The sequence below is a fragment of the Streptomyces sp. Edi4 genome (genome assembly GCF_040253615.1).
GTDB lineage: Bacteria > Actinomycetota > Actinomycetes > Streptomycetales > Streptomycetaceae > Streptomyces.
On record NZ_JBEJGY010000004.1, the window covers coordinates 3974812 to 4000519 of the forward strand.

22 protein-coding genes are annotated in these 25708 nt (G+C 71.9%); 14 read left to right on the plus strand and 8 right to left on the minus strand.

The window, feature by feature from the left end; all coding sequences use genetic code 11:
- Positions 1–27 precede the first annotated feature (27 nt).
- The 7 genes from ABR738_RS20025 to ABR738_RS20055 are packed head-to-tail and all read left to right on the plus strand — an operon-like array spanning position 28 to position 7386.
- Positions 28–465, plus strand: coding sequence for a phage tail protein (locus ABR738_RS20025; protein WP_267058993.1), 438 nt, complete (start codon positions 28–30; stop codon positions 463–465).
- 2 nt (positions 466–467) lie between these two features.
- Positions 468–1193, plus strand: coding sequence for a CIS tube protein (locus ABR738_RS20030; RefSeq protein WP_350231356.1), 726 nt, complete (start codon positions 468–470; stop codon positions 1191–1193).
- Positions 1190–3124 (plus strand): VgrG-related protein, encoded by a 1935-nt coding sequence (locus ABR738_RS20035; protein WP_350231357.1) that lies wholly within the window; start codon positions 1190–1192, stop codon positions 3122–3124. Before ABR738_RS20030 ends, ABR738_RS20035 begins: the two co-directional genes overlap by 4 nt.
- Positions 3125–3134: 10 nt before the next feature.
- Positions 3135–3575, plus strand: coding sequence for a GPW/gp25 family protein (locus tag ABR738_RS20040; protein ID WP_350231358.1), 441 nt, complete (start codon positions 3135–3137; stop codon positions 3573–3575).
- The gene (locus ABR738_RS20045; RefSeq protein ID WP_350231359.1) at positions 3575–5521 is read left to right on the plus strand and encodes a putative baseplate assembly protein; all 1947 of its coding nucleotides are present in this window, start codon (positions 3575–3577) and stop codon (positions 5519–5521) included. Before ABR738_RS20040 ends, ABR738_RS20045 begins: the two co-directional genes overlap by 1 nt.
- Positions 5518–6084, plus strand: a complete 567-nt coding sequence (locus ABR738_RS20050; RefSeq protein ID WP_350231360.1) for a phage tail protein — start codon at positions 5518–5520, stop codon at positions 6082–6084. Before ABR738_RS20045 ends, ABR738_RS20050 begins: the two co-directional genes overlap by 4 nt.
- A gap of 6 nt (positions 6085–6090) precedes the next feature.
- Positions 6091–7386: an NADase-type glycan-binding domain-containing protein gene (locus tag ABR738_RS20055; RefSeq protein ID WP_350231361.1), complete on the plus strand. Its 1296-nt coding sequence runs from the start codon at positions 6091–6093 to the stop codon at positions 7384–7386.
- 132 nt (positions 7387–7518) lie between these two features.
- On the opposite strand, the gene ABR738_RS20060 is transcribed toward ABR738_RS20055, so the two are convergent.
- Positions 7519–9975: an ABC transporter permease gene (locus tag ABR738_RS20060; RefSeq protein ID WP_350231362.1), complete on the minus strand. Its 2457-nt coding sequence runs from the start codon at positions 9973–9975 to the stop codon at positions 7519–7521.
- Positions 9969–10706, minus strand: a complete 738-nt coding sequence (locus tag ABR738_RS20065) for an ABC transporter ATP-binding protein (protein ID WP_350231363.1) — start codon at positions 10704–10706, stop codon at positions 9969–9971. The genes ABR738_RS20060 and ABR738_RS20065 overlap by 7 nt, the downstream gene beginning before the upstream one ends.
- Before the next feature lie 171 nt (positions 10707–10877).
- Here ABR738_RS20065 and ABR738_RS20070 point away from each other — a divergent pair, with 171 nt between their 5' ends.
- The 4 genes from ABR738_RS20070 (at position 10878) to ABR738_RS20085 (ending at position 14214) form a co-directional block, all read left to right on the plus strand.
- On the plus strand, positions 10878–12176 hold the full coding sequence (locus tag ABR738_RS20070) for a sensor histidine kinase (RefSeq protein WP_350231364.1): 1299 nt from the start codon (positions 10878–10880) through the stop codon (positions 12174–12176).
- Positions 12176–12808, plus strand: coding sequence for a response regulator (locus ABR738_RS20075; RefSeq protein WP_350231365.1), 633 nt, complete (start codon positions 12176–12178; stop codon positions 12806–12808). Before ABR738_RS20070 ends, ABR738_RS20075 begins: the two co-directional genes overlap by 1 nt.
- A 159-nt stretch (positions 12809–12967) precedes the next feature.
- The gene (locus tag ABR738_RS20080; protein ID WP_350231366.1) at positions 12968–13678 is read left to right on the plus strand and encodes a class I SAM-dependent methyltransferase; all 711 of its coding nucleotides are present in this window, start codon (positions 12968–12970) and stop codon (positions 13676–13678) included.
- A gap of 26 nt (positions 13679–13704) precedes the next feature.
- The gene (locus tag ABR738_RS20085; RefSeq protein WP_350234663.1) at positions 13705–14214 is read left to right on the plus strand and encodes a GNAT family N-acetyltransferase; all 510 of its coding nucleotides are present in this window, start codon (positions 13705–13707) and stop codon (positions 14212–14214) included.
- 215 nt (positions 14215–14429) lie between these two features.
- Here the strand turns inward: ABR738_RS20085 and ABR738_RS20090 are convergent, their stop codons facing one another.
- On the minus strand, positions 14430–15266 hold the full coding sequence (locus ABR738_RS20090) for a helix-turn-helix domain-containing protein (protein ID WP_350231367.1): 837 nt from the start codon (positions 15264–15266) through the stop codon (positions 14430–14432).
- 93 nt (positions 15267–15359) lie between these two features.
- Between ABR738_RS20090 and ABR738_RS20095 the strand changes: the two genes are divergently transcribed.
- Together ABR738_RS20095 and ABR738_RS20100 are read left to right on the plus strand one after the other, a co-directional pair.
- Positions 15360–16168, plus strand: a protein-coding gene (locus ABR738_RS20095; RefSeq protein ID WP_502964114.1) for an IS5 family transposase whose coding sequence is annotated in 2 segments (ribosomal slippage) — positions 15360–15708 and positions 15708–16168 — 810 coding nt in all. Because the reading frame shifts where the segments join, the coding sequence is not laid out codon by codon here.
- Positions 16169–16261: 93 nt separating this feature from the next.
- On the plus strand, positions 16262–17323 hold the full coding sequence (locus tag ABR738_RS20100) for an aldo/keto reductase (RefSeq protein WP_350231369.1): 1062 nt from the start codon (positions 16262–16264) through the stop codon (positions 17321–17323).
- A gap of 99 nt (positions 17324–17422) precedes the next feature.
- Here ABR738_RS20100 and aspS read toward each other — a convergent pair whose 3' ends face one another.
- Positions 17423–19189, minus strand: coding sequence for an aspartate--tRNA ligase (aspS, locus tag ABR738_RS20105; RefSeq protein WP_350231370.1), 1767 nt, complete (start codon positions 19187–19189; stop codon positions 17423–17425).
- An 816-nt stretch (positions 19190–20005) separates the two neighbouring features.
- On the opposite strand from aspS, the gene ABR738_RS20110 reads away from it, so the two are divergent.
- Positions 20006–22216, plus strand: a complete 2211-nt coding sequence (locus ABR738_RS20110) for a SpoIIE family protein phosphatase (RefSeq protein ID WP_350231371.1) — start codon at positions 20006–20008, stop codon at positions 22214–22216.
- On the opposite strand, the gene ABR738_RS20115 is transcribed toward ABR738_RS20110, so the two are convergent.
- The 4 genes from ABR738_RS20115 to ABR738_RS20130 all read right to left on the minus strand — a co-directional run bounded on the left by ABR738_RS20115 (position 22162) and on the right by ABR738_RS20130 (position 25678).
- Positions 22162–23307 (minus strand): AI-2E family transporter, encoded by a 1146-nt coding sequence (locus ABR738_RS20115; RefSeq protein ID WP_502964115.1) that lies wholly within the window; start codon positions 23305–23307, stop codon positions 22162–22164. The two genes, ABR738_RS20110 and ABR738_RS20115, sit on opposite strands and share 55 nt — an antisense overlap.
- Positions 23308–23382: 75 nt before the next feature.
- A complete protein-coding gene (locus tag ABR738_RS20120; protein ID WP_350231372.1) occupies positions 23383–23883 on the minus strand; it encodes a GNAT family N-acetyltransferase in 501 nt (166 codons plus the stop codon).
- 160 nt (positions 23884–24043) lie between these two features.
- Complete coding sequence (locus ABR738_RS20125) at positions 24044–25021, minus strand: pirin family protein (RefSeq protein WP_350231373.1); 978 nt, start codon at positions 25019–25021, stop codon at positions 24044–24046.
- A 195-nt stretch (positions 25022–25216) separates the two neighbouring features.
- Positions 25217–25678 (minus strand): SseB family protein, encoded by a 462-nt coding sequence (locus tag ABR738_RS20130; protein ID WP_350231374.1) that lies wholly within the window; start codon positions 25676–25678, stop codon positions 25217–25219.
- Positions 25679–25708 lie beyond the last annotated feature (30 nt).

A 25708-nucleotide genomic window follows, 5' to 3' on the forward strand; every position in this document is an offset into this window, starting at 1 on the left:
CCACTCCCACCGACGGAAGACCACCCCATGCCCACCACCCTTGACCCCGGCTCCACCGTCTTCTTCAAACTGACCATCGACGGCCAGAACCTCGGCCTGTTCAACGGCTGCGACGGTCTCGCGTCCGAGGTCGAGGTGGAGCAGCGCCAGGAGGGCGGCAACAACGGGTTCGTGTGGCAGCTGCCCACCCGCGTCACGTTCTCCACGATCCGCCTGACGCGCCCGCTGACCGCCGACACCTCCAAGGTGGCGTCGTGGATCTCCTCGCTCGCCACCGGCATCACGCGGCCCACCGCCCAGATCGCCGCGCTGCGCGCCGACGGTTCGATCGTCGCGCAGTGGGGCCTGGTGGAGGTGCTTCCGGTGCGCTGGACGGGCCCGAGCCTGGACCCGGCGAGCCCGAGCGTGGCCACCGAGACGCTGGAGATCGCCCACCACGGCTTCACCGACGCGGGAGGTGCGTGAGCATGGCCGCACCCACCGGAGGCAAGGCCGCCAAGGGCCTGTCCCGCGCCACTCTCGCCATCCACCAGCCGCCCACCGACCTGGGCGGCTCGATGGGCGGAAAGATCGGCGAGGTCAAGTTCCAGTTCAATCCGTCGCAGGTCCAGATGGGCCGCTCCGCCAACTGGATCACCACGCCCGCCATCTCCTACAACCGGGGCGCGCCGCCCAAGTTCACCGGCGCCATGCCCGCCTCGCTCCAGCTGGAGGTGTTCCTCGACGCGTCGGGCACGCCCACCTCCAACACCGTGCAGAGCCAGGTGGAGCTGCTGCTCTCGTGCTGCGAGGTGACCTCGCAGAGCATCAGCGCGAAGGCGCCGTCGCCGCCGTGGGTGGAGTTCAGCTGGGGTTCGTTCTCGACGGTCCAGTTCGTCGCGTACGTCACCAGCGTCAACGCCAACTACACCCTGTTCAGCCCCAACGGCACACCGCTGCGCGCCACCTGCACCCTCGCGCTGACCGAGGTCTCCAGCGAGACCAAGCGGCAGAACCCGACGTCGGGCGCGCTGTCGGCGCGACGGGTGCACCGCACGGTCGCCGGGGACACCCTGGCCTCGCTCGCCTGGCGCGAGTACGGCGACGCCACCCAGTGGCGCGTCATCGCCGAGGCCAACGAGATCGACGATCCGATGCGGCTGCGCCCCGGCACCGAGCTGCTGCTGCCCGCTTCCTCGGAGGGAACCGCGTGACCGAGAAGACTTTCACCACCGTCCTGCACGTCCAGCTGGGCGGCTCCGTCCTTCCCGACGAGCTCGCGCTGCGGCTCGTCGAGGGCTGGGTGGACTCCTCGGTGAACGTGCCTGCCGCCTTCCAGCTCACGTTCAGCGACAAGGACAGCAAGGTCACCACCAAGTTCCCGATGCTGAAGATCGGGGCGAAGGTCGTCATCAGCCCGTTCACCGACGGCCGGCGCGGCGAGCCGATGATGACCGGCGAGGTCACCGCCCTGGAGATGGACTCGGAGCCCGGCATGGGCCGCCATCTGCTGGTGCGCGGCTACGATCCCGGCCACCGGCTGCTGCGCAACCGCCGCGTCGAGGGCTACCCGAACATGACGGCATCCGACATCGTGCGCCAGATCGCCGGGCAGAACGGCCTGAAGATCGGCAAGATCGAGTCGACGTCCACGGTGTACGACCTGGCGACCCAGCCCAACATCACCGACTGGGACTTCCTGTCGCGCCTGGCCGCCGAGAACGACGTGCGGCTGTCCTTCGACAACGAGGGCAAGCTCAACTTCGCCGGGCTCGACCCCGCGTCCGGCGCCCCGTCCGACACCACCCCGGCCGCGCAGAGCCCCTACGTCCTGGACTTCGGGGCGAACAACCTGCACAGCCGGGCCACGATGACGGCGGCCGGGCAGGTCAGGAAGGTCAACGTGCGCGGCTGGGACATGCGCACCCGGCAGAAGCTCCAGGCGCCCCTGCCCGCGGTCCAGAGCAAGGACATCTCCGCCGACATGACCCCGGGCCAGGTGACGCTGCCCTTCGGCGCCTCCGAGCTCACCGCCACGCAGGTCCCGTACACCACGCTTTCGCAGGTCACGCACGCCTCGCAGGCACTGGCCGACGACGTGGCGGGCTCCTTCGCCGAGCTGGAGGTCGCCGTCACCGGCAACCCCAGTCTCACGCCGGGCACCCCCGTGGCCCTGAAGGGCGCGGGCTTCCCCTTCGAGGGCAAGTACACCGCGACCGGCGTGCGCCACGTCTTCGCGTCGGGCGACCTGTACACGACGTGGCTGACCGTCTCGGGCCGCCAGTTCCGTTCGCTGTACGGGCTCGCCGCGGGCGGCACCGACCAGGCGCCCCCCATGCCGGGTGTCGCGGTCGCCCTGGTCACCAACACCAAGGACCCGCTGCGCATGGGCCGGGTCAGGCTGTCCTTCCCGTGGCTGTCCGCGACGTACGAGAGCGACTGGTGCCGGGTCGCGCAGTTCGGCGGCAAGGGCGGCGGCGGGCTGCTGCTGCCCGAGGTCAACGACGAGGTGCTGTGCGCCTTCGACCGCGGCTCCCTCGAGCACCCGTACGTCATCGCCGGGCTCTACAACGGCGTCGACAAGCACACCCGCGAACCCGACAACTATCCGGCCGTCGACCCGACCAGCGGGCAGATCAACTGGCGCTCCCTGACCGGGCGCAGCGGCCACACCGTCGAACTCCTCGAAGAGGGCGGGGCCGCGCGCCTGTCCAGCGGCATCCGGCTGCGCACCGGCAAGGGCCGACTGCACATCCAGATGAACGAGGCGAAGACCTCGATCACCATCGACAGCGACGGCAGCGTCGAGATCAAGGGCAACCGGAGCGTCGACATCGAGGCGGGCGCCGACCTGTCCCTGAAGGCCGGCGGCATGATCAACATGAAGGCGGGCGGCGCCATCGAGATCGGCGCCGGCATGGGCGTCAACATCGACGCGGGGGGCGAGTTCACCGCGAAGGCCGGTGGCGAGGCGTCCGTCCTCGCGGGCGGCGTGGTGACGGTGGACGCGCTGGGCGAAGTGGTCCTCAACGCGGTCGCCAACACCACGATCAACGGCGGTACCGTCATCGTCAACGGCATGGCCGGCCTGCTCCTGAACTCCCTGGGCGGGCCTCCGCTGGCCAACGGCATGCCGGTCCTCTAGGAGAGTCGAGATGAGCGAACATTTCGTCGGGGCCGGCTGGGCCTTCCCGATGCGCACCGAGCCGGGCGGCGGCATCGCCCTGGCCCGGCGCGACCGCGAGATCGAGGAGTCGATGCGCCTGGTGCTCGCGACGGCGCCGGGCGAGCGGCCGATGCGCCCCGAATTCGGCTGCGCCGTCCACGACTTGGTGTTCGCGCCGGTCAACGACGCCACCGCCGGGCGCATCCGCTACGAGGTGCGCAACTCGCTCGACCGCTGGGAGCCCCGGATCGAGGTCGAGGACGTCACGGTGACCCCGGCGCCCGACGAGCCGACCGTGCTCCACATCGACGTGCGCTACTCGGTGCGGGGCACCAACAACCCGCGCAGCCTCGTCTTCCCCTTCTATGTGATTCCCTCCGAGGGCGGCGACGAGCCAGGCCCGACGCCCGGCGAAAGCGAACGACACTGATGGCCCTGCCCGCACCCCACCTCGACGACCGCCGCTTCCAGCAGTTCGTCGACGACGCCAAGCGCTACATCCAGCAGCGCTGCCCGGAATGGAGCGACCACAACGTCTCCGACCCGGGTGTCACCCTGATCGAGGCCGTCGCGCACATGGCCGACCAGGTCGTCTACCGTCTCAACCGCGTGCCCGAGAAGAACCAGCTGGCCTTCCTCGACCTGCTGGGCGTGACCCTGTTCCCGCCGTCGGCGGCCCGCGCGGCGGTGACGTTCTGGCTCTCGGCCCCGCAGCCCGAACCCGTCGTGCTGCCCCGGGGCACGGAGGTCGCCACCGGCCGCACCGAGACGGAGGAGGCGGTGGTCTTCGCCTCCGAGGACGATCTGACGATCGTGCCGTGCAGCCTCTCCCACGTGCTGCGCCAGCCCGCCGCGTCCAAGCCGGAGGACTGCTCGCAGGACGTGCTCGGCGGCAACGACGTGTCGGTGTTCAGCTCCGGCCCGCTCCCCGGCGACGTCCTGCTCTTCGGCCTGTCGGCGGCGCTGCCGCACTGCACCGCCGCGCTGCGCCTGGACAGCCGCGTCGACGGTGTCGGCGTCGACCCGCGCCAGCCACCGCTGGTGTGGGAGGCCTGGACGGCCGACGGCTGGACCGAGTGCGAGGTCGCCGAGGACTCCACCGGCGGCCTCAACCGCCCCGGCGAGGTCATCCTGCACATGCCGGCCGCGCACGCCGTCTCCCGGATGGGCGGCCTCGACGCGGGCTGGCTGCGCTGCCGGGTCGTGGAGGCCGCCCCCGGCCAGCCCTTCTACAGCGTCTCGCCGACCGTGCGCGGCGCCTCCGCCTTCACCATCGGCGGCACCACCCGCGTCTCGCACTCCGACACCGTGCGCGACGAGTCGCTGGGCGACTCCGAGGGCGTCCCCGGGCAGCGGCTGTTGCTGGCGCACGCGCCCGTCGTCGGCGGCGTCCGCCTGGAGATCTCGGCGGGCGAGGGCTGGGAGGAGTGGGAGATGGTGGGCGACTTCGCCTCCTCGGCCCCCTTCGACCGGCACTTCACCCTGGACGCGGCGACCGGCGAGATAGCCTTCGGCCCCGCTGTGCGCCAACCCGACGGCTCGGTACGGCAGTTCGGCGCCGTACCGATCAAGGGCGCCGCCATCCGCGCGTCGCGGTACGGCACCGGCGGCGGCCGCTTTGGCAATGTGGCCCGGGGCGCCATCCAGGTGCTGCGCAGCTCCATCCCGTACATCTCCCGCGTGGAGAACCGGGAGGCCGCGCGCGGCGGTGTGGACGGCGAGACCGTCGAGGAGGCCAAGACGCGCGCGCCGATCGCGCTGCGCGCCCAGGAGCGGGCCGTGACCGCCCGCGACTACGAGGAGCTGGCCCGCCGGGCCGCGCCCGAGACGGCCCGCATCGCCTGTCTGGCGGCGGACGACGTCGAGTCGGGCGACAACGCGGTACGGGTCCTCGTGGTCCCCCAGGCCGTGCCGGACCGGGGCGGCCGGCTGCGCTTCGAGCAACTGGTGCCCGGCGACGAGCTGTTGGGCCGCGTCACGTCCTTCCTCGACGAGCGGCGCCCCCTTGGCACCCGGCTCGCGGTGGGGCCGCCGTTCTACCAGGGCGTCACGGTGGTGGCGACCCTGCACTCCTTCCGCGCCGCCAAGGCCGACTACGTACGCGACGAGGCACTGAACGCGCTCTACTCCTACCTGGACCCGCTGACCGGCGGCGCCCACGGCACGGGCTGGCCCTTCGGGCGGCCGCTGCGCGCGGGCGAGATCTTCGCGGCGCTCCAGCGCGTGCCGGGTGTCGAGCTGGTCGACGAGGTCCTGCTGCACCCGGCGGACCCGCTGACCGGCCGCAGGGGCGATGCCACCGACCGCATCGAGCTGTCCCCCTCGGCGCTCCTGTTCCCCTTCGACCACCGCGTCCGCGTGATCGAGGCCCGATGAGCGCGCGCGGCACCATCGAAGGGCTCGGCTCCTCGCACCCGCTGGGCACCCAGCTGCCCGCGGTGTACGCCGACGACGACTTCGCCCAGCGTTTCGTCTCGGGCCTCGACGTGGTCCTTGCCCCGCTGTTCAACGTGCTCGACTGCCTGGAGGCCTACTTCGACCCGGCGCTCGCGCCGGAGGACTTCGTGGACTGGCTCACCACCTGGGTCGGCACGGAACTCGACGGCACCGAGTCCATCGAGGTGCGCAGGCACGCCGTGGCGACGGCGGTCTCGCTGCACCGCGTGCGCGGCACCGCGCAGGGCCTGGCGCGCGCCGTCGAGCTGGCCTTCGGGGTGCGCCCCGAGATCACCGAGAGCGGCGGCGCGTCCTGGTCGGCCCGCCCGCTCGGGCCCTTCCCGGGCGAGCCCCGGGCCTCACTCCGGGTGACCCTCCGGGTCTCCGACCCCTCCAGCGTCGACCCCTACCGCCTCCAGGCGGTGGTGGCGGCGGCCCGCCCCGCCCACCTCCCTTTCACGGCCGAGGTATCCGCCACAACCCTTACCCACGAAGGGAACTGACCTTTCATGTCCACCCCGGCCATGGTCCCCTGCCCCGACTGCGGCACCCCGGCCCGCGCCACCGGCCAGTCGTTCTGCGACTCCTGCGGAGCCTTCCTGCGCTGGACGGCGCCGACGCCCCCGTCGGTCCCCATGGCCGACACGCCCGCGCCCGCGCCCGCCCCCGACGCCCCCGCCAAGCCGTCCCCTGCCACCACCCCGGAGGCGACGACGACCCCGCTGCCGACGGTGGGCCACGAGTCGGCCGCGCCCCGTCCTGAGCGGGCGGCGGCGCGCCCGGAGCCCGAACGCCCCGAGGCCGCCCCGGCGACGCCCCCGGCCCCCGCCGCGTCCGCCGCGTCCGCCGCGTCCGCCGCGTCCGCGAAGACCCTCGACGGACCCAGGGGGGACACCACGGCGAACGCCTCCGGGGACGACACCGGGGACACCACCCCGCTCCCCGAGGTGCGCAGGCCCTCCGCGACGGACGCCGCGCGCGCCCTGCTCGTCCCCGTGGAGGAGGCATCGGCGCCCCGGCCCCCCGAGGCACCCGGCACCGTGCTGCCCGGCCGTCCCGAGGCGGCCCGTCCCAAGGTCCGCACGGCGACGCCCGCTCCCGAACCGGAGAACGGCACCCCCTGCCCCGCCTGCTCCACCGCCAACCACCAGCACCGCAACTTCTGCCGCAGCTGCGCGACCCCGCTGACGCCGCGCCGCCAGGACACCGGTTCGGGCCCGTACGCGGGCCAGCGTCCGCCGCTGCACCGCGACCGCAAGCGCTGGATCGCGCGGGCCCTGGTGGCGCTGGTGGTCGTGGGCCTGGTCGTGGGCGGCGTGTTCGGCGGCCCCCCGGCGGCCCGCGCGGTGCAGGACCACTTCGCCAAGCGGGTGGCCGCGCACCCGGTGTCGTGGACGGCGTCCCACTCCGACCCCAAGCACGGCGCGGAACTGGCCGGCGACAGCTACTCCAACACGTGGTGGGGCACCGGGTACGCGGGTGACGCCGAGGGCACCTACCTGGAGGCGACGTTCGGGCAGCCGACGGACCTGCTCGCGCTGCTGATCACACCGGGCACCTCCAAGCGCCAGGGCCAGCAGTCGGAGCAGGCGAGGCCCCAGGAGTTCGACCTGGTGGTCACGGACTCCAGCGGCAAGCAGCACATCTCGCACCAGTCGCTCAACGACGGCGGCGTCCAGCGCATCGACGTCCGCGTACGGAACGCGGCATCGGCCCGCATCATCCTGCGCTCGGCGTTCGGCGCGGCGAAGGACAAGCAGGTGGCGATCGCGGAGGTGGAGTTCTTCAGCCGCTCCAAGAACTGACCCACCGCCCCGTTCGGGCACTCCGGCCCCCGTCTCCGGCACCCAGGTGCCGGGGCGGGGGCCCGGCATATCCATAACACCCCCGCCGCGCCGAACCACTTGGCGCAGGATCTCGCCTGCGCCGATCAGCGGTCACTCCGGCGTACCCGCCAACTCCACCGCCCCGCGGCGCAAGGAGAGGCCGGCCGGAGTGACCGCCGAGACGACGGCGAGCACCGCGCAGACACCCAGGGCCGCCGCGAGCGCCGCCCACGGGATCTCGATGGACGTCCGCACCGAGAGCACACCCAGCGCGCTCCACATGCCCACCAGGTTGAGCCCGGCGACCAGCGCACCCAGCAGTCCGCCGACCACGACCACCATCAGCGCCTCGGCGCCCACCATCCGCAGTACCTGCCACTTGGTGGCGCCGGCCAGCCGCAGCACAGCCAGCTCGCGGACCCGGTCGGAGGTCGCCATGACCATGGCGTTGGCCAGGGAGATGCCGGTGTAGAGCAGGGCGATGCCAAGGACCAGGAAGAAGCCCATCCGGGTCGTCCGGTTGGTCTCGGGGTACTTCGCCCGCACCCAGGCGTCCCTGGTGAGGACCGCTCCGCCCGACGCCCGCACCGCCTGACGCAGACCGGCGGCCACGGTGGCCGTGCCGGCACCGTCCGCACGGCGTACGTCGACCCGGTCGACAGGCGCCGCGGGGGCGTTGCGTGGGGTGACGTAGACGCCGTTGTTGCCGGTGCCGGTGGTCATCACCGCTGCGATCTTCAGGGACTTCCGCGTGCCGTCGCCCAGCCACACGTCCACCCGCTCGCCCACGGTGTGCTGCTGCCACTCCTCGTTGACGATGATCGAGTCGTCGTCCAGGTCACTCACCTTTCCCGCGGTGAGCGGGGGGCGGGCCGTTTCCGTGAGCGGCTTGGGCTCGGCGGCTCTGGCATCGGACTTGATGAGCGCCACGCCGTCCTCCAGGACGTACACGGCGCTCGACGAGCTCGCGGAAACCTCGGCTCCGGACACGGCCTGAAGCCGTTTCAGCGTCGCCTCGTCGAAGCCGGCGCCGTCCGCCGCGGTGACCACGAAGTCGGCGACCGTCTGCTCGCGTACCTCGGTGGCCTTCGCCTCGTCGAGGGTGGCGGCGGCGCCCAGCAGTGAGCCCGCCAGCGCGACCGTGACCAGCACGGGCGCCGCGACGGCGGCGGTGCGGCGCACCCCGGCGGCGGCGTTCTCCCGCACCAGCATCCCGCAGGCGCCGGGCAGTTGGGCCGGCAGCCAGGCGATCAGCCTCACCAGCGGCCGCACCAGCACCGGCGCGAGCAGCGCGACCGCGGTGATCAGCAGCATGGGCCGGCTCACATACGTCTTGCGCTGAAGCAGGCCGCCCGGGTTCGTCGCCAGGGCCAGGGCCAGCGTGACCGCGGCGGTGATCAGCAGGCCCGCGCCGAACAGCCAACGGCCCCATGTCATCGGCCGGGTGTCCACGGCCGCCTCGCGCAGGGCCTCGGTGGGACCGGTGCGCCCCGCCCGCCAGGACGCGGCCAGCACGCCGCACAGAGCCACGAACAGGCCCGTCCAGAACGCCATGTGGTAGGGCCAGGTGTAGTCGCCGATGGTGAACCAGCGGGGCGCAAGGTTCTTGTCGACCGCCCACTCGGCGAGCTCGGGAGCCCCGTAGGAACCGAGTACACAGCCGGCGGCCGAGGCGAGCACACCGACCGCGAGTGCTTCGGAGACGACCATGTGGCGGATCTGGCCCGGGGTCGCCCCGGCGGTGCGCAGCAGCCCGAACTCGCGGCGGCGCTGGGACACCGCGAACGCGAAGGTCGAGGCCACCACGAACACCGACACGAACCCGGTGACGCCTCCGGCCGTGCCGAACATGGCGTTCATCGCGGTCAGGGCCTCGCTGTCCCGGTCGGGGTCGGCGTCGGCGTACCGGCGCGCGTCCCCGGTGAGGACCTGGACGCCTTCGCTGCCGCGCACCGCCCCGCGCACGGCCGCCGCATCGGCGTCGACCACGAGCTGGAGGCTGCGCGGCGACAGTTCGGCGGCGCGGGGATCGGTGTAGAACACGGCGTTCTCGAAGCCGAGCCCGGCCACGGAGCCGACCACGCGTACGGTGCCGCCGTCGGTCCGCACCCGGGCCCCCGGACGAGCCCAGTCACCGCTGACGACGACCTCGTCCGCGGCCTCGGGTGCGCGTCCCGCGTCGAGCCGGTACGGCGCGAAGGCCGCGGTGGACCAGGGATGGCCCACCAGATCGGCGGGCCCGCCCTCGCACCGCACGGCGAACGACCGGTCCTCGACGACGGTCCCCAGGTGGCGCAGCTTCGCGACCGCGTCGTCGGGCACGGCACGCGGCTGCGCGAGCTTCCGGGTGCGCTCGCCGATCGAAGTGGGCACCACAAGGGTGTCCTGGCCCTTGACCACGACCGGCGCGGCGGCGAACCGCTCCGGCCCCCGGCCGGGTGCGTCCAGCGAGGACGCCAGGGCAAGACCCATCACGGCGATCAGCGCCACGCCCAGGCAGAGGGCGACGAAACTGCCGACGAAGGTGGTCCAGCGGGTGCGCAGGGTGCGCAGCGCGGTGCTCAGCACGGCGCCGCCTCGAGCTTGGTCATGCGCGAGGCGATGTCCTCGGCGGAGGCGCTGATCAGCTCGTCGTTGACACGGCCGTCGACGAGGAAGACGACGCGGTCGGCGTAGGAGGCGGCGACGGGGTCATGGGTGACCATGATGATCGTCTGGCCGTCCCGGTCGACCATGCCGCGCAGCAGGGTCAGCACCTCGCGACTGGTCCCCGAGTCGAGTGCGCCGGTCGGCTCGTCACCGAACAGCACGTCCGGGCGGGTGATCAGGGCCCGCGCCAGGGCGACCCGCTGCTGCTGGCCGCCGGACATCTGCGTCGGGCGGTGCCGCGTCCGGTCGCCGAGTCCGACCTGTTCAAGCACCTCGCGCACCTGGGTCTTCCTGGGGCGGCGGCCGGCCATCCGCAGGGGCAGGGCCACGTTCTGCTCGGCGGTCAGCGAGGGCAGCAGGTTGAACGCCTGGAACACGAAGCCGATGCGCTCGCGGCGCAGCAGGGTCAGCTTGGTCTCGCTCAGCCCGGTCAGCTCGGTGTCGCCCACGGTGACCGAGCCCGACGTGGGCCGGTCCAGGCCTGCGGCGCACTGCAACAGGGTCGACTTGCCGGATCCGGAGGGGCCCATCACGGCGGTGAAGGTCCCGCTCGGGAACGCCAGCGACACCTGGTCGAGGGCGGTGACGGACGCACCGCCCGAGCTGTACCGCCGAGTCAGGGAGCGCAATCGGATCGCGTCGTTGCTCATATGTTGCCCCACCAGTATCTGCTCCTCGGCTCGTCGGTCCTCCACGAAACCGCGAAAGCCGCTCGGGACGCAGTACGGCCTGAGCGAGACCTGGGGTAGGGCCAGACCTACCCCAGGTATGGACCCTGGACCGATGGCACCGGGTCGGTGGGGCCGCTTACGGTCGTCCACATGCGACCTCGGAATGTGTGGCAGGCCATGTCGCGTCCGGGCTACCTGCTGTCGGTCTGGCCCTGGCGCGCCGCCGCGTACCTGTTCACCGGCGCCGTGACCGGCGCCGCCACCTTGGTGGCACTGCTTGCGGCGGCAGCGGTCAGCGGTGTGCTCGCCCTCGTCCTGGTGGGGCTGCCCCTGCTCATGATGGTCGCCCTCAGCGGGATCCCCCTGGCCTGGGTGGAGCGGCACAGGCTGCGCCTGATCGACCGCGACCCGGTGTCCGGTCGGCATCAGGTGCCGACCGCGCCGGGACTGTGGGCCTGGCTGTCCACCCGGCTGCGTGAACAGGGGACTTGGCGGGAGTTCGGATACGCGCTGCTGTTCGCCGGGATCCTGTGGCCGCTCGACGCCCTGGCCGTCACGATCGCCCTGCTCGTCCCGCTGTCCATGGTCGCCACCCCGCTGCTGATGGCCACGGTCGGCGACGGCCACGAGGCAAAGGTGCTCAAGCAGTGGACGGTCACCACATGGCCGACCGCATTCGGCGTCGCCGTACTGGGCCTGCTTCTGATGGGCCTCGGCGCATACATGCTCGGCGTCACGGCGGGCGCTCGCGCGGAGCTGGCCCGGCTGCTGATCGGCTCCCCCGAGGGTGAGCTCGGCGTCAAGGTGGTCGAACTGACCCGCTCCCGCGCTCGGTTGGTGGACGCCTTCGAGGCTGAGCGGCGCCGTATCGAGCGGGATCTGCATGACGGCGCCCAACAGCACCTCGTGGCACTGACGATGGCCCTCGGCCTGGCCCGCCTCGATGCGGGGCCCGGCCCGCTCGCCGACCAGCTCACCAAGGCGCATGAGGAGGCGGGCAAGGCGCTCGCGGGACTGCGCGAGCTCATTCACGGCATCTACCCCAAGGTCCTTACGGACTACGGCCTTCAGGCCGCGGTCAGCGACGCCGCCGACCGCTGCGTGGTCCCCGTCGACGTCGACCTCCAACTGCCGGGCCGTCCGTCCCAGCCGGTGGAGTCCGCGGCGTACTTCGCGGTCTGCGAGGCGCTGGCCAATGTCGCCAGACACAGCGGGGCCAACCGCGCGCGGGTCAGCGGTGGACATCGCGACGGACGCCTGTTCCTTGAGGTACGCGACGACGGTCGCGGCGGCGCGGATCCCTCGACGGGCAGCGGCCTCACCGGTCTCGCGGACCGGGTGTCGGTCCTCAATGGCAGACTTGCTCTGACCAGTCCGCCGGGTGGGCCGACTCTTCTACGTGTGGAGTTTCCTTGCGAATTGCCCGAGCCGGCCGATCGCTCCGCGTAGTGCTGGCCGAGGACAGCGTGCTGCTACGGGAAGGACTCATCGGCCTGCTCAGCCGCTGCGGCCACGAGGTGGTGTCGGCCGTCGGGGACGCGCGGGCACTGGTCGCCGCGGTCGAGGAGCATGCCCCCGACATCGTGGTGACGGACGTACGCATGCCGCCCGATTTCCAGGACGAAGGGCTGCACGCGGCGGTGCGACTGCGTGAGCGGCGTCCCACGCTCCCGGTCCTGGTCCTCAGTCAGTACGTTCAGCGTACGTACGCGGCCGAACTCCTGGACTCCGGGGACGGATCGGGCGTCGGCTATCTGCTCAAGGACCGCGTGGGACACATCGAGGAGTTCATGGAAGCGCTGTGCGAGGTGGCGGACGGCGGGACGGTGGTCGACCCCGAGGTGGTGCGCCAACTGCTGCGCCGCCGCCGCGATCCGCTGGCGCAGCTGACCCCGCGTGAACGCGAAGTACTGGCGTTGATCGCCGAAGGCAGGTCCAACGGCGCGATCGCCAAGGAACTGGTGGTGTCCGAAGCGGCGATCGGCAAACACATCGGCAACATCCTTACCAAGTTGGACCTGCCACTGACGGACCTGACCCACCGCAGGGTCCTGGCCGTCCTGACCTTCCTGCGGGCCTGACCTTCCTGCGGGCCTGATCCGCCGAGGGCATCGAGCCGCCAGGCCTGGTTCGCACCATCACGGCACGGTTGACGGCGAGACTCGGGGCCCGCCCCGAAGCACCGCTTCCCCCTCTGGACACCGACCGGCCCTCACGAGGGTGCGTTAGCGTGCTGCCCCATGAGCGCCCAGACATGGCTGACGGACACCCGGGACTCCTACGACACGGTCGCCGCGAGCTATGCCGACCAGCTCCGTGAGGCGCTGGCGGGTGAGCCGTATCTGCGGGCGGTTCTGGTGCTCTTCGCCGAGCTCGTGCGTGACGCGGGCGGCGGGCCCGTGGCGGACGTGGGGTGCGGGCCCGGCCATGTGACCGCACACCTGCGGGAGTTGGGCGTCGACGCGCTCGGGATCGATCTCTCGCCCGGGATGATCGACGTGGCCCGGCGCGACCACCCGGGGCTCGGTTTCGCGGTGGGCTCCATGACGCGGCTCCCCCTCGCGGACGCGTCCGTCGCCGCCGTGCTCGCCTTCTGGTCCCTCATCCACATCCCCGACGAGGCGGTCCCCACCGTTTTCGCCGAGTTCCACCGCGTGACGCCGCCGGGCGCACCGCTGTTGCTCGGCTTCCACATGGGCGACGAGACCCGCCTGAAGACCCAGGGCTACGGCGGCCACCCAATGAACGTCCACATCCATCTGCGCCGCCCCGACCGGGTCACGGCGTGGCTTGGGGAGGCGGGGTTCACGGTCGAGGCGGAGTTCCTGCTCGACCTCGACGAACGACAGCCGGGCGCGGTCCTGTTCGCGCGCCGGGAGGGCCAGGGCCTGTCGCCCGGTGCGAAAGTCGCTGGTCATGAGCCATCGGGCTGTGCTTCCATGCAGCAGTGAAGAGCCGATGCGTGTCCGGTGCGGACGTGGCCCCGAGAGCCCGGCAGCGCAATGATCGCGATCTCGGTGACTGTGTGCGGGTGCTGGCCGAGGTCCATGAGCAGGACGGCTATCCGGTGAACTGGCCGGACCTGCCCGAGGCTTGGCTCACGCCGCCCTTGCTCATCGCTTCCTGGGTGGCGGAACTGAACGGCCGCGTTGCCGGCCATATCGGCCTGTCCCGGAGCGACGCGGGAGACGCGGCACCTGGTCTGTGGAGCGTTCGTGCAGGGGTGAGTACCGACGCGACCGCCGTGGTCAACCGACTGTTCGTCGCCCCGTGGGCTCGTGGCCACGGCATCGGTGCGCTGCTGATGGCGCGGGCTGCCACCGAAGCACAGGACCGCGGCTTGCATCCGGTGCTCGACGTGGTGGCCTCCGACACCGCGGCGGCGGCTTTGTACGACCGGCTCGGCTGGCAGTTGCTGGCCACCGTCGAACAGCGGTGGAGCCCGGAGCAGACGGTCACGGTCCGGTGCTATGCGGCGGCGCCCTGACGGGGTCCCGGTCGTACCGCGTGGCTACGGCCCGGCGGTGTCCGCCCGCACACGGCCCGGGCGACCGCGCGGCCGCCCCGGACCCAGCCTCGGCACCCGGGCTGGTGGTCCGCCCCCGTACGCCGTCTGTCAGCCGCCGCCGCGTCCACACGGGCGGGCGGCCCGGCTCGATGCCCGGGCGCCGGCTCCAGCCGGCCCCTACGCACAGCCCCGCGTCAGCTCCCGCTCAACCGCCTCAGCCCCGCTCGGCTCGCGTCGTCCGCCGCGCGGAACAGCAGCAACCGCTGGTCCGGGTCGTGCAGCGGCGCCAGCACTTCGGCGGCGAGGGCCAGCGGGCCCGCCTCGGGATGGCGCATCACCTTGTGGCCCCGGCCGCCCGCCACGACGTCCCCCTCGGCCCACAGGTCCGCGAACTGAGCCTGGGTCGCGCGCAGTTCACCGATCAGGCCGGTCAGGACCGGGTCCTTGGGATGGGCCGCCCACGCGGCGCGCAGGTGGGCCACGCCTTCCCGTACGACCCGTTCCCGGTCGGCGTACCGCGCGCGGAGCTCCGGGTGCGCGAGACAGAGCCACATCGCGTTGCGCCGCGCGGGGGGCAGGGCGGCGAAGTCCACGAGCAGCGCTGCCATTTCAGGGTTCCACGCCAGGATGTCGTACCGGTGGTTCAGGAGCATGGCCGGCAACGGCGCCAGGTCGTCCACCAGCCGGGCCAGCGGTGGCGCCGCAGCGGTGGCGGGAGCGTCGGCGGTACGGGGGCGCCGCTGGGCCAGGTCGAAGAGATAGGCGCGCTCCACCGGTGGCAGACGCAGCGCCCGGGCCAGCGCGTCCAGTACGTCCGCCGACGGCCTGAGCCCGCGCGCCTGTTCCAGGCGTACGACGTAGTCGACGCTGACCCCGGCGAGCTCCGCGACCTCCTCGCGGCGCAGCCCCGGGGTCCGCCGCACCGCCCGGCGCGCCGGCAGGCCCAGGTCGCCCGGGTCGAGCCGTTCGCGCCGGGTCCGCAGGAACGCGGCCAGCTCCTGCGTCGCGTCCACGGCCGGGGTCGTCATCATGCCGGGTCCAACAGCCAGGGTAGGAGCGCTGTTCCCAGGATCGTCCCTCCCTTAGAAGCCATCTCATTTGGGTGACTCGGTATTCTGTGAGTCATGGTGGGGATCGTTGAGCGGCTGGTGCCGGACGAGTTGTGGGAGTTGTTCCAGCGGGTGGTGCCGGAGGCGCCGTCGCGGCCGCAGGGCGGTGGTCGGCGTCGGCACGGCGACCGGGAAGTGCTGGCCGCGATCGTCTTCGTGGCTACGTCGGGTTGTACCTGGCAGCAGCTGACTTCGGCGTCGTTCGGCCCGTCCGGAGCGACCGCCCACCGGCGGTTCTCGGAGTGGTCGAAGGCCAGAGTGTGGGCCAAGCTCCACCGCCTGGTCCTCGACGAACTCGGCGCCCGCGGCGAGTTGGACTGGTCGAGGTGCGCGATCGACTCGGTGAACATGCGGGCCCTGAAAAGGGGGACCTGACAGGTCCGAATCCTGTCGACCGGGGCAAGTACGGCTCGAAGATCCACCTGATCACCGAACGGTCCGGTCTGCCCATATCCGTCGGCATCTCCGGGGCCAACCTGCATGACAGCCAAGCCCTGATCCCGCTCGTGAAGGGCATCCCGCCGATCCGCTCGCGCCGCGGCCCGCGACGGCGCAAGCCCGGCAAACTCCACGCCGACAAGGGATATGACTACGCCCACCTGCGGCAATGGTTACGCGAACGCGGCATCACCCACCGCATCGCCCGCAAGGGAGTCGAGTCCTCACAGAGGCTGGGCCGCCATCGCTGGACCGTGGAGCGGACCATGGCCTGGCTCGCCGGCTGCCGCCGCCTCCACCGACGCTACGAACGCAAGGCCGACCACTTCCTAGCCTTCACCAGCCTCGCCTGCACCCTCATCTGCTACCGCCGACTCGCCAAATGAGATGGCTTCTTATGCCCGGCTTTCGAAGATCGCAGGGTTGTCCTCGACGACGGATCACGCACGACGGTCCGCTCAGGACCTCAGGAGGACACCATGCCGCTCACTCTCGACACCTACCGGCTGCTGGGCCGATCGGGCCTGCGGGTCTCGCCCCTGGCGCTCGGCACCGCGACCTTCGGCACCGAATGGGGCTGGGGCGCCGGCGAGGATGAGTCGCGCCGCCTCTTCGACCGCTACACCGAGCAGGGCGGCAACTTCATCGACACCGCCGCCACCTACACCGAGGGCAGCTCGGAACGACTGCTGGGCACCTTCGCCCACGGCCGCCGCGAGAGCCTGGTGCTCGCGACCAAGTACTCGACCCTTCGCCGCCCCGGCGACCCCAACTCCGGTGGCCCGCATCGCAAGAACCTCTTCGCGTCGGTGGAGTCCAGCCTGCGCCGCCTGAACACGGACTACATCGACCTGCTTCATCTGCACGTGTGGGACTTCACGACGCCGGTCGAGGAAATCCTGCGCGGCCTGGACGATCTGGTCCGGCAGGGCAAGGTGCTGTACGTGGCGATGTCCAACGTGCCGGCCTGGCAGGTCTCGCGGATGCAGGCCATCGCCGATCTGCGCGGCTGGGCGCCGCTGGTCGCGCTCCAGATCGAGTACAGCCTCATCGAGCGCACCGGCGAGCGCGACCTGATCCCGATGGCCCGCGAGATGGGGCTCGGGGTGGTCCCGTACTCGCCGCTGGGCGGCGGGCTGCTCACCGGCAAGTACAGCCGCGCCGACCTGACCGGCGCGGGCCCCGCCCCGGACGGGAGCAGCCGCAGGGACCACAACGCCGCCCTGGGCATGCTGACCGAGCGTAATCTCGGCATCGCGGACGCCGTGCGAGAGGTCGCCTTGGAAACCGGTCGCACCTCCGCCCAGGTGGGCCTCGCCTGGACGTTGCGGAACCCGGCCGTGACGGCCTCCGTCATCGGCGCCCGCACACTCGACCAGCTGGCGGACAACCTCGGCGCCCTCGACGTCGACCTCACCGAGGCCCACCTGGCGCGCCTGGAGGAGGCCGGCGCCATCGAGCCCGGCATCCCGCACGCGCTGCTGGCCGGCGATCCCATGAGGCGCGCGACGAGGGGCGAGCTGACGATTCAACTCCGCTGACGACCCAACCCCGCTGACGATCCGACGCCGGGGCCGAGCTGGGTGGTCGGGGCCGCCTGCCCCGACCACCCAGCGGGAACAACTCCCTTGCGGAGCGGCCTACTTGTCTGCGACCGGCTTGCGCAGCGCGATGTTCAGCTCGCGCAGGCGGGACTCGTCCAGCTCGGTCGGCGCGCCCATCATCAGGTCCTGCGCGTTGCCGTTCAGCGGGAACGCGATGGTCTCCCGGATGTTCGGCTCGTCCGCGAGGAGCATCACGATGCGGTCGACGCCCGGCGCGATGCCACCGTGCGGCGGGGCGCCGAGGCGGAACGCCTTCAGCATGCCGCCGAACTCGCGCTCCACGGTCTCCCGGTCGTACCCCGCGACCTCGAACGCCTTGAACATGATCTCGGGCTCGTGGTTGCGGATCGCGCCCGAGGAGAGCTCGACGCCGTTGCAGACGATGTCGTACTGCCAGCCCAGGACGTCCAGCGGGTCCTTGGTCTCCAGCGCCTCCAGGCCACCCTGGGGCATGGAGAACGGGTTGTGGGAGAAGTCGATCTTGCCGGTCTCCTCGTCCTTCTCGTACATCGGGAAGTCGACGATCCAGCAGAACCGGAAGACGCCCTCCTCGAAGTGGCCGGCGCGCTTGGCGGCCTCGACACGTACGCCCGACATGATCTTGGAGACCTCGTCGAACTCGCCCGCGCCGAAGAACACCGCGTGCCCGGGGACCAGGCCGAGGCGCTCGGTGAGGACCTTGACGTTCTCCTCGGTGAGGAACTTCGCGATCGGACCGGACAGCGACCCGTCCTCGCCGACCCGCACCCAGGCCAGGCCCTGCGCGCCGAGCGAGACGGCGTACTCGCCGAGCCCGTCGAAGAACTTCCGGGACTGGCCCGCCACGTCCGGCACCGGCAGGGCGCGCACGTGCTTGCCGGCGAACGCCTTGAACGCCGAGCCCTCGAACACGTCGGTGATGTCGACGAGTTCGAGCTTGGCGCGCAGGTCGGGCTTGTCGTTGCCGTACTTCAGCATCGACTCGCGGAACGGGATGCGCGGGAAGGGCGAGGTGACGTGGCGGCCGCCGCCGAACTCCTCGAAGAGCTCGGTCATGAGCTTTTCGATCGGCTGGAAGACGTCCTCCTGCTCGACGAAGCTCATCTCGACGTCGAGCTGGTAGAACTCGCCCGGCGAGCGGTCGGCGCGGGCGTCCTCGTCGCGGAAGCAGGGCGCGATCTGGAAGTACCGGTCGAAGCCGGAGATCATCAGCAGCTGCTTGAACTGCTGGGGGGCCTGCGGCAGCGCGTAGAACTTGCCGGGGTTCAGGCGGGAGGGGACGACGAAGTCGCGGGCGCCCTCGGGGGAGGTCGCCGTCAGGATGGGCGTGGCCATCTCGTTGAAGCCGAGCGCGACCATCTTGGAGCGGATGGCGGCGATCACGGCGCTGCGCAGCATGATGTTGCGGTGCATGCGCTCGCGGCGCAGGTCGAGGAAGCGGTACTCCAGGCGGCGCTCCTCGTTGACGCCGTCCTCGGCGTTGATCGTGAACGGCAGCGGGTTCGCGGTGCCCAGCACCTCGACCTCGCCGACCTCGATCTCGATCTCGCCGGTCGCCAGCTCGCCGTTGACGTTCTCGGCGCCGCGCGAGACGACCTTGCCGTCGACGCGGACGACGGTCTCCTTGGACAGCTTGTCCAGGGCTTCGGCGCCGGGGGTGCCGGGGCGGGCGACCAGCTGCGTGATGCCGTAGTGGTCCCGCAGGTCGATGAAGAGGATGCCGCCCAGGTCTCGGCGATTGTGCAGCCAGCCGCTGAGCCGGACGTCGGTGCCGACGTCGGAGGCGCGGAGCTGGCCGCAGGTGTGGGACCGGTACCGGTGCATTACTCATCCAATTCTTCGCGACCGCGGTCGCGACTTCTTCGCGAGATTCTTCGCGAGACAGGCGGGAATCAACCCGTCCAGGTTACCGCCCACCACACCCCCCTCCGGGCCACCACCAGCCCGGGCTCCGGTCGCTGATCCGGTCCAGCACCAGCCCCGCCGGGGGCGCGGGACGGGCTGAGGATGTCCATGCGGACCAGCACCAGCCCCGCCAGGGGCGCGGGGCGGGCTCAGGATGTCCATGCGGACCAGCACCAGCCCCGCCAGGGGCGCGGGGAACTGCGCGGCCAGCCACGCACGGTCCGCACCCGAAGGTCCCTGGGGCTCCGCCCCAGACCCCGATCGCGCCTAAAGGGCGCTCGTCCTCAAACGCCGGACGGGCTGGGTATGCCCATGCAGGCCCGCACCAAATGCTCAGCGGCACGGGCTGAGGTTGCCCATGCGGGCCCGCACCAGCCCCGCCAGGGGCGCGGGGAACTGCGCGGCCAGCCACGCACGGTCCGCAGCCGGGGCCTCTGGGGCTCCGCCCCAGACCCCATTCGGCCTGAACGGCCTCGTCCTCAAACGCCGGACGGGCTGGGTATGCCTCAGCATGAGCCCCGCCAAGGGGCGCGGGGAACTGCGCGACCAGCCACCCACAGCCCGCAGCCGGGGTCCCTGGGGCTTCGCCCCAAACGCGGGGCGCGGGGAACCGCGCGAACGGACCCCGCCCGCCCGCGCGGGAAGGGCGTACCCCGCAAACGGCACACCCCCGCGGGGCCACCCCGGCCCCGCCTTCGGTGGCGACCGGTGCGTACATCTTCTTAAATAGGGGCGATGCGCACAGAGGACGTCCTGGCCGCGATCGCGACTGGCCTGTGGCGGTGGGACAACGCCTCCGGGACGGTCACCCTCGACGCCGAGGCCGCCCGGCTCCTCGGCCTGCCCCCGCACGACACGACCCTGACCGAGGCAGCGGCCCGCTCCCGCTTCCACCCCGTCGACTGGAACGAGGTCGACGGCATTGTGCACCTCGCCCTCGCCGAGGGCACCCTGGCCGAGGTCCGGCTGCGCGTCATGGACGAGCACGGCCATGTCCTGCGCACCGTACGCAGCCGCTCCAAGCCCATGCTCAACGGCACGAGCTACCTCCTCATCGGCACCATCCAGGAGGTCGCCGAACCCCAGCCCGGCACCACCGCCGCCCACCCCTCCATCACCGGCGACTGGCGCCGCTCACGCGAGGCCTTCCTGCTCGACGCGGGCCGCGCGCTCGCCGAGGCGCGCTCGACCTCCGAAGTGCTGCGCGTGGCCGCGTCCCTGTCCATGCCGGGCTTCTCGCCGGACGGGCTCGCGGTGTTCGGGGTGGCGGGTGAGCGGCTGACGATCATCGGGCATCACGGGCACAACCCCGGCGACGACGGACCGTTCACGGACATGGCGCTCGACACGGACTATCCCGCCGCCGACGTCGTCCGCAACGGGCGGGCCATCTATCTGCCGAGCCCGCAGGAGTACCGGCGCCGCTTCCCCGCGACCTGGCCGATGGCACAGCGCTTCGAGCGCCAGTCATGGGCGTTCGTCCCCCTGATCGTGGCCGGGCGCACGATCGGCGCGTGGATGGCCGCGTTCAAGAACCCGGTCGCCTTCACCCCCGACGAGCGCTCGGTCCTGACCACGGTCGCCCGCATGCTGGCGCAGGCCCTGGCCAGGGCGGGCGAGGCGGAGAACGAGCGCGAGTTCTCGCTCGGGCTCCAGCGCTCCATGATGCCGACGCTCGGCCCCGAGATCCCCGGCATGACGGTGGCCGCGCGCTACGTGCCGACCGGTGGCGGACTCCAGGTCGGCGGCGACTGGTACGACATGATCCCGCTACCCGGCGGCGGCTCCCGCACGGACTGCGGCGGCGGCCGCTTCGCGCTGGTCATCGGCGACGTGCAGGGCCACGACGTGCGGGCCGCGGGCCTCATGGGACAGCTCAGGATCGCGCTGCGGGCGTACGCGAGCGAGGGCCACAGCCCCGACGCGGTCCTCTCGCGCGCCTCCCGCTTCCTGTACGGGATCACCGAGTCGTACGGGCTGCCCGAGCCCTCGGGCGACGGATACGAAGACCACGCGGCACACGCGGCCCACGCGGATCACACGGATTACGCGCCGCGCTTCGCGACCTGCCTCTACATCGAGGTGGACCCCGCCACCGGCACCCTCGACATCGCCCGGGCCGGCCACCCCGACCCGGTGATCCGCACCGCCGACGGCACCGCCCTGATCCGTCCGACGGCGGGCGGCCTGCCGCTCGGCATCGAGGCCGACTCCGACTACCCGACCACCCGGCTCGTCCTCGACCCGGACGAGACGATCATGATCTGCACGGACGGTCTGATCGAGACCGGCGGCCACGACATGGCGAGCGGCTGGACGCGGCTGCGCCCGGTCCTGGAGAAGCACACCGGTGACAGCCTTGAGCAGCTGGCCGACGAACTGGTCCAGGCCGTGCACGGACCCTCCTCGCACCACACCACGGGCCCGCTCGTGGACCGGCGCGAGGACGACATCGCGCTCCTCCTGCTGCGCCGCAACGACGTGTCCGCCGGGGCAGGGACCGCGCCGCCCGAGGTGGTCCGGCGCACCGCCCTGACCGTCGCCCAGGCGGAACCGCAGCAGATCGCGGGCGCGCGCGGGCAGCTGCGCGAGCTCCTGCACGACTGGTCGGACGACGAGCAGGTCGACTCGGCGGTCCTGATGATCTCCGAGATGATCACCAACGTCCTCGTCCACACCGACGGCGACGCGCTGCTGGTGGCGGAGGCGAGGGGTCCGCTCGGCAGCCGGCGCCTTCGCGTGGAGGTCGCCGACGCCAGCGACGAGCTCCCCCACCGCCGCCGCCCCGGCGAACTGGCGTCCAGCGGCCGGGGCCTGATCCTGATGGAGATGCTGGCGGACGCGTGGGGCGTGGACCCGCGCGGCGACGGCAAGTCGATCTGGTTCGAGCTCTACGAGCCGGCACCCGGCGCCCGCCCGGACGCGGCGCCCCCTTCCCCGGAGTAACGCCGGCGCACCTCCCCGAGCACCCCGAACGCGGCCGCCGCCACCGGGACCGCGAGCAGCATGCCGACCAGACCCGCCACATCGGCGCCCGCCGTGAGGGCGACCATGATCATCGCGGGGTGCATCTGCACGGTGCGGCTCTGGATGACGGGTTGCAGGATGTGCCCTTCGAGCTGCTGCACCGCGAGGACGATGCCGAGCGTCCACAGCGCGGTGGCGAACCCCCGGTCGGCGAGCGCCACGAGCACCGCCACCGCGCCGGAGACGAAGGCGCCGAGGTAGGGGATGTACGCGCCGATGAAGACCAGCGCGCCGAGCCCGAGCGCGCCGGGCACGCCGAGGACGAGCAGCCCGACCGTGATGCAGACGGCGTCGATGAGCGCGATGAGCGTGGTCCCGCGCATGAACCCCTCGACCGCCTCGAAGGCGCGCCGCGCCATCGCCTCGACGGTGTCGCCCGCGCCGCGCGGCGCGATCGCGTGGGCCAGACCCACGGCCCGGTCGGAGTCCTTGAGGAAGAAGAAGGTCAGCAGGAGCGCGAGCACGCTGGTGGCGACGAGCGTGCCGAGCAGACTGAGCCCCTGGAGCACCCCGCCGGCCGCGCTCGCCCCGAACTTGGACAGCAGCTTCTTGGCGTTGTCCGCGATGTTGGTGACGCCGTCGCCGCCGGCCACCCCGAAGTGGTCGGCCACCCACTGCCCGGCCTGCTTGAGCGAGGCGAGGATCTGGTCCCCGGTGTCCAGGAGCGCGCTGACCACGACGTACCCGGCGCCCCCGACCACCGCGACCAGCGCGACGCAGGTGAGCCCGGCCGCGAGCGAGCGCCGCAACCCGAGCCGGATCAGCCACCGGTGCACGGGCCCGAGCAGCGCGGTGCCGAGCAGGGCGAGCAGCACGGGCGTGACGGCCGTCTTGAACACGGCGCACAACCACACCCCCACCCCGACGACCCCGGCGACGAGCAGCACGACGGCGCACCAGGCGGCGATCCGGCGGGCGGCTTCGGGCAGCAAATGCCTGGACGTCTCCACACCACCAGCCCACCACGACCACACCCGCCCCGCCTCCCGTACGAGCCACGCGGGTGACATGCCGTCAGAAAGCGCCCGCAAGACCCCCGCTGAGAGCCGCCCACGACCCACACAGGACGAGTTGTTCCCAAAGGCTCACGTCAGTTGCTTGTGCATGACCACGCAGGCGCGTCCGTGCCGTTTGTCGGCACGACGGTCGATCTCCTGCCAGCCCAGGCCACTCCAGAAGGTCAGAGCCGACGGATTGTTCTCCAGGACGGCGACTCGGACGCCGTTGCGGTGTCTGCCACGGAACCGGTCTTCGACCAGGCCGACCAGGCTCCGGCCGATGCCCTTACGGTGCCGGCTGCCGTGCACCAGCAGCAGCCCGATCCACGGACAGCCGTCCGTCGGGTGGCGGTCGAGCAGGCACAGGAGCCCGACGAGCTGTCCCTGTGCATCGCGGGCGAGCAGTACATCGCAGCCGTCGGTACCGGCTTCCTCGCGCAGGTCGGCTTCGACCCGGTCGGCCCGGACGTTCTCGGGGTCGTACTCGCCGGCGGCGCGGCAGTACTCAGGGTTGCTCGCGTAGAGATCCACCACTTCGGCGATCTCTCCCGTGGAGAAACGAAGCGGAGACAGAGAGAGCGTGGACATGCGGGCAAGGGTAGTCAGCGGCGCCGCAGCGCTTCCGGAGCAGGGTGCTCGTCCGAGGCGTAGCCCACGGCGAAGAGGAACGCGACAACGCGGCCGGGGGCTGCCAGACGACTGACAGCCCCCGGACCATGGGGAGTTGACGGTACGCCGCCTGCGGCGGTTACGCCGTGATCCCGCCCTCGGTCATGCCGTGGACGGCCGGGATCGTGCCCAGGCGGCCCTTCTGGAAGTCCTCGAAGGCCTGCTCCAGCTCGTCCCGGGTGTTCATCACGAACGGGCCGTAGTGCGCCATCGGCTCGCGGATCGGCTGCCCGCCGAGCAGCACGACCTCCAGGTCGGGGGTGTTGGCGTCCTGCTTCTCGTCCGCGCGGACGGTCAGCGAGCCGCCCTCGCCGAACACCGCCGTCTGCCCGGTGTGCACGGGGCGCCGCTCGGCGCCGACCGTACCGCGCCCGGCCAGCACGTACGCCAGGCCGTTGAAGTCCTCCCGCCACGGCAGCGTGATCTGCGCGCCGGGTGCGAGGGTGGCGTGGACCATCGTGATCGGGGTGTGCGTGATGCCGGGGCCGTCATGGCCGTCCAGCGAACCCGCGATGACGCGCATCAGCGCGCCGCCGTCCGGCGAGGTCAGCAGCTGGACCGAGCCGCTGCGGATGTCCTGGTAGCGCGGGGCCATCATCTTGTCCCTGGCCGGCAGGTTCACCCACAGCTGGAGCCCGTGGAAGAGCCCGCCCGACATGACCAGCGCCTCCGGCGGCGCCTCGATGTGCAGCAGGCCGGAGCCCGCCGTCATCCACTGGGTGTCACCATTGGTGATGGTGCCGCCACCGCCGTTGGAGTCCTGGTGGTCGAATATCCCGTCGATGATGTAGGTGACGGTCTCGAAGCCGCGGTGGGGGTGCCAGGGGGTGCCCTTGGGCTCGCCCGGCGCGTACTCCACCTCGCCCATCTGGTCCATCATGATGAACGGGTCGAGGTACTTGTAGTTGATCCCGGCGAACGCGCGGCGCACCGGGAACCCCTCCCCCTCGAACCCCTGCGGGGCGGTGGTCACGGCGAGGACGGGCCGCGCGGAGGCGCCCTCCGGCGCGGTCACGCGCGGCAGGGTCAGCGGGTTTTCGACGGTCACAGCAGGCATGGGACGGCCCTCCTTGCGGGATGCTCTACGTTCAAAGTAGTTGAATGCTGAACATCTAGCAAGGGCGGGTTCATTCCCGGGCCGCCCCGGCCCTGGCCCCGGACGCACCTCGGGCCCGCGCCCCCCAGGGGGTACGGGCCCGAAGAACGGCGTGGCGACCTTGCGGTCCGGCGGTTCGGCGGTTCGGCGGTCCGGTTATCCGTACATCCGCCGCATCGCGAAGTCGACCATCTGCTCCACGGCCTTCGCGTCGAAGACCATGCGGTGGTCGCCCTCCATGTCCAGCACGAAGCCGTACCCGGTCGGGAGGAGGTCGATCACCTCGGCGCCGGTGATCACGAAGTACTTGGACTCCTTGCCGGCGTACCGGCGCAGCTCCTTGAGCGAGGTGAACATCGGGATCACCGGCTGCTGGGTGTTGTGCAGCGCCAGGAACCCCGGGTTGTCGCCGCGCGGGCAGTACACCCGGGCCCCCGAGAAGATCTGCTGGAAGTCCTCGGCGGAGAGCGACCCGGTGGTGAAGGCCCGCACGGCGTCCGCGAGCGAGGGCGGCGACGGCTCCGGGTACAGCGGCTGCTCCCCGTATCCGCCCTGCATCTGCTGCTGCGGCGGGGCGTACTGCTGCTGCGCGCCCGGGTTCTGGTCGTAGCCGTACATGGGGGTCAGCCTATCGAGGTGGAGTGGCGG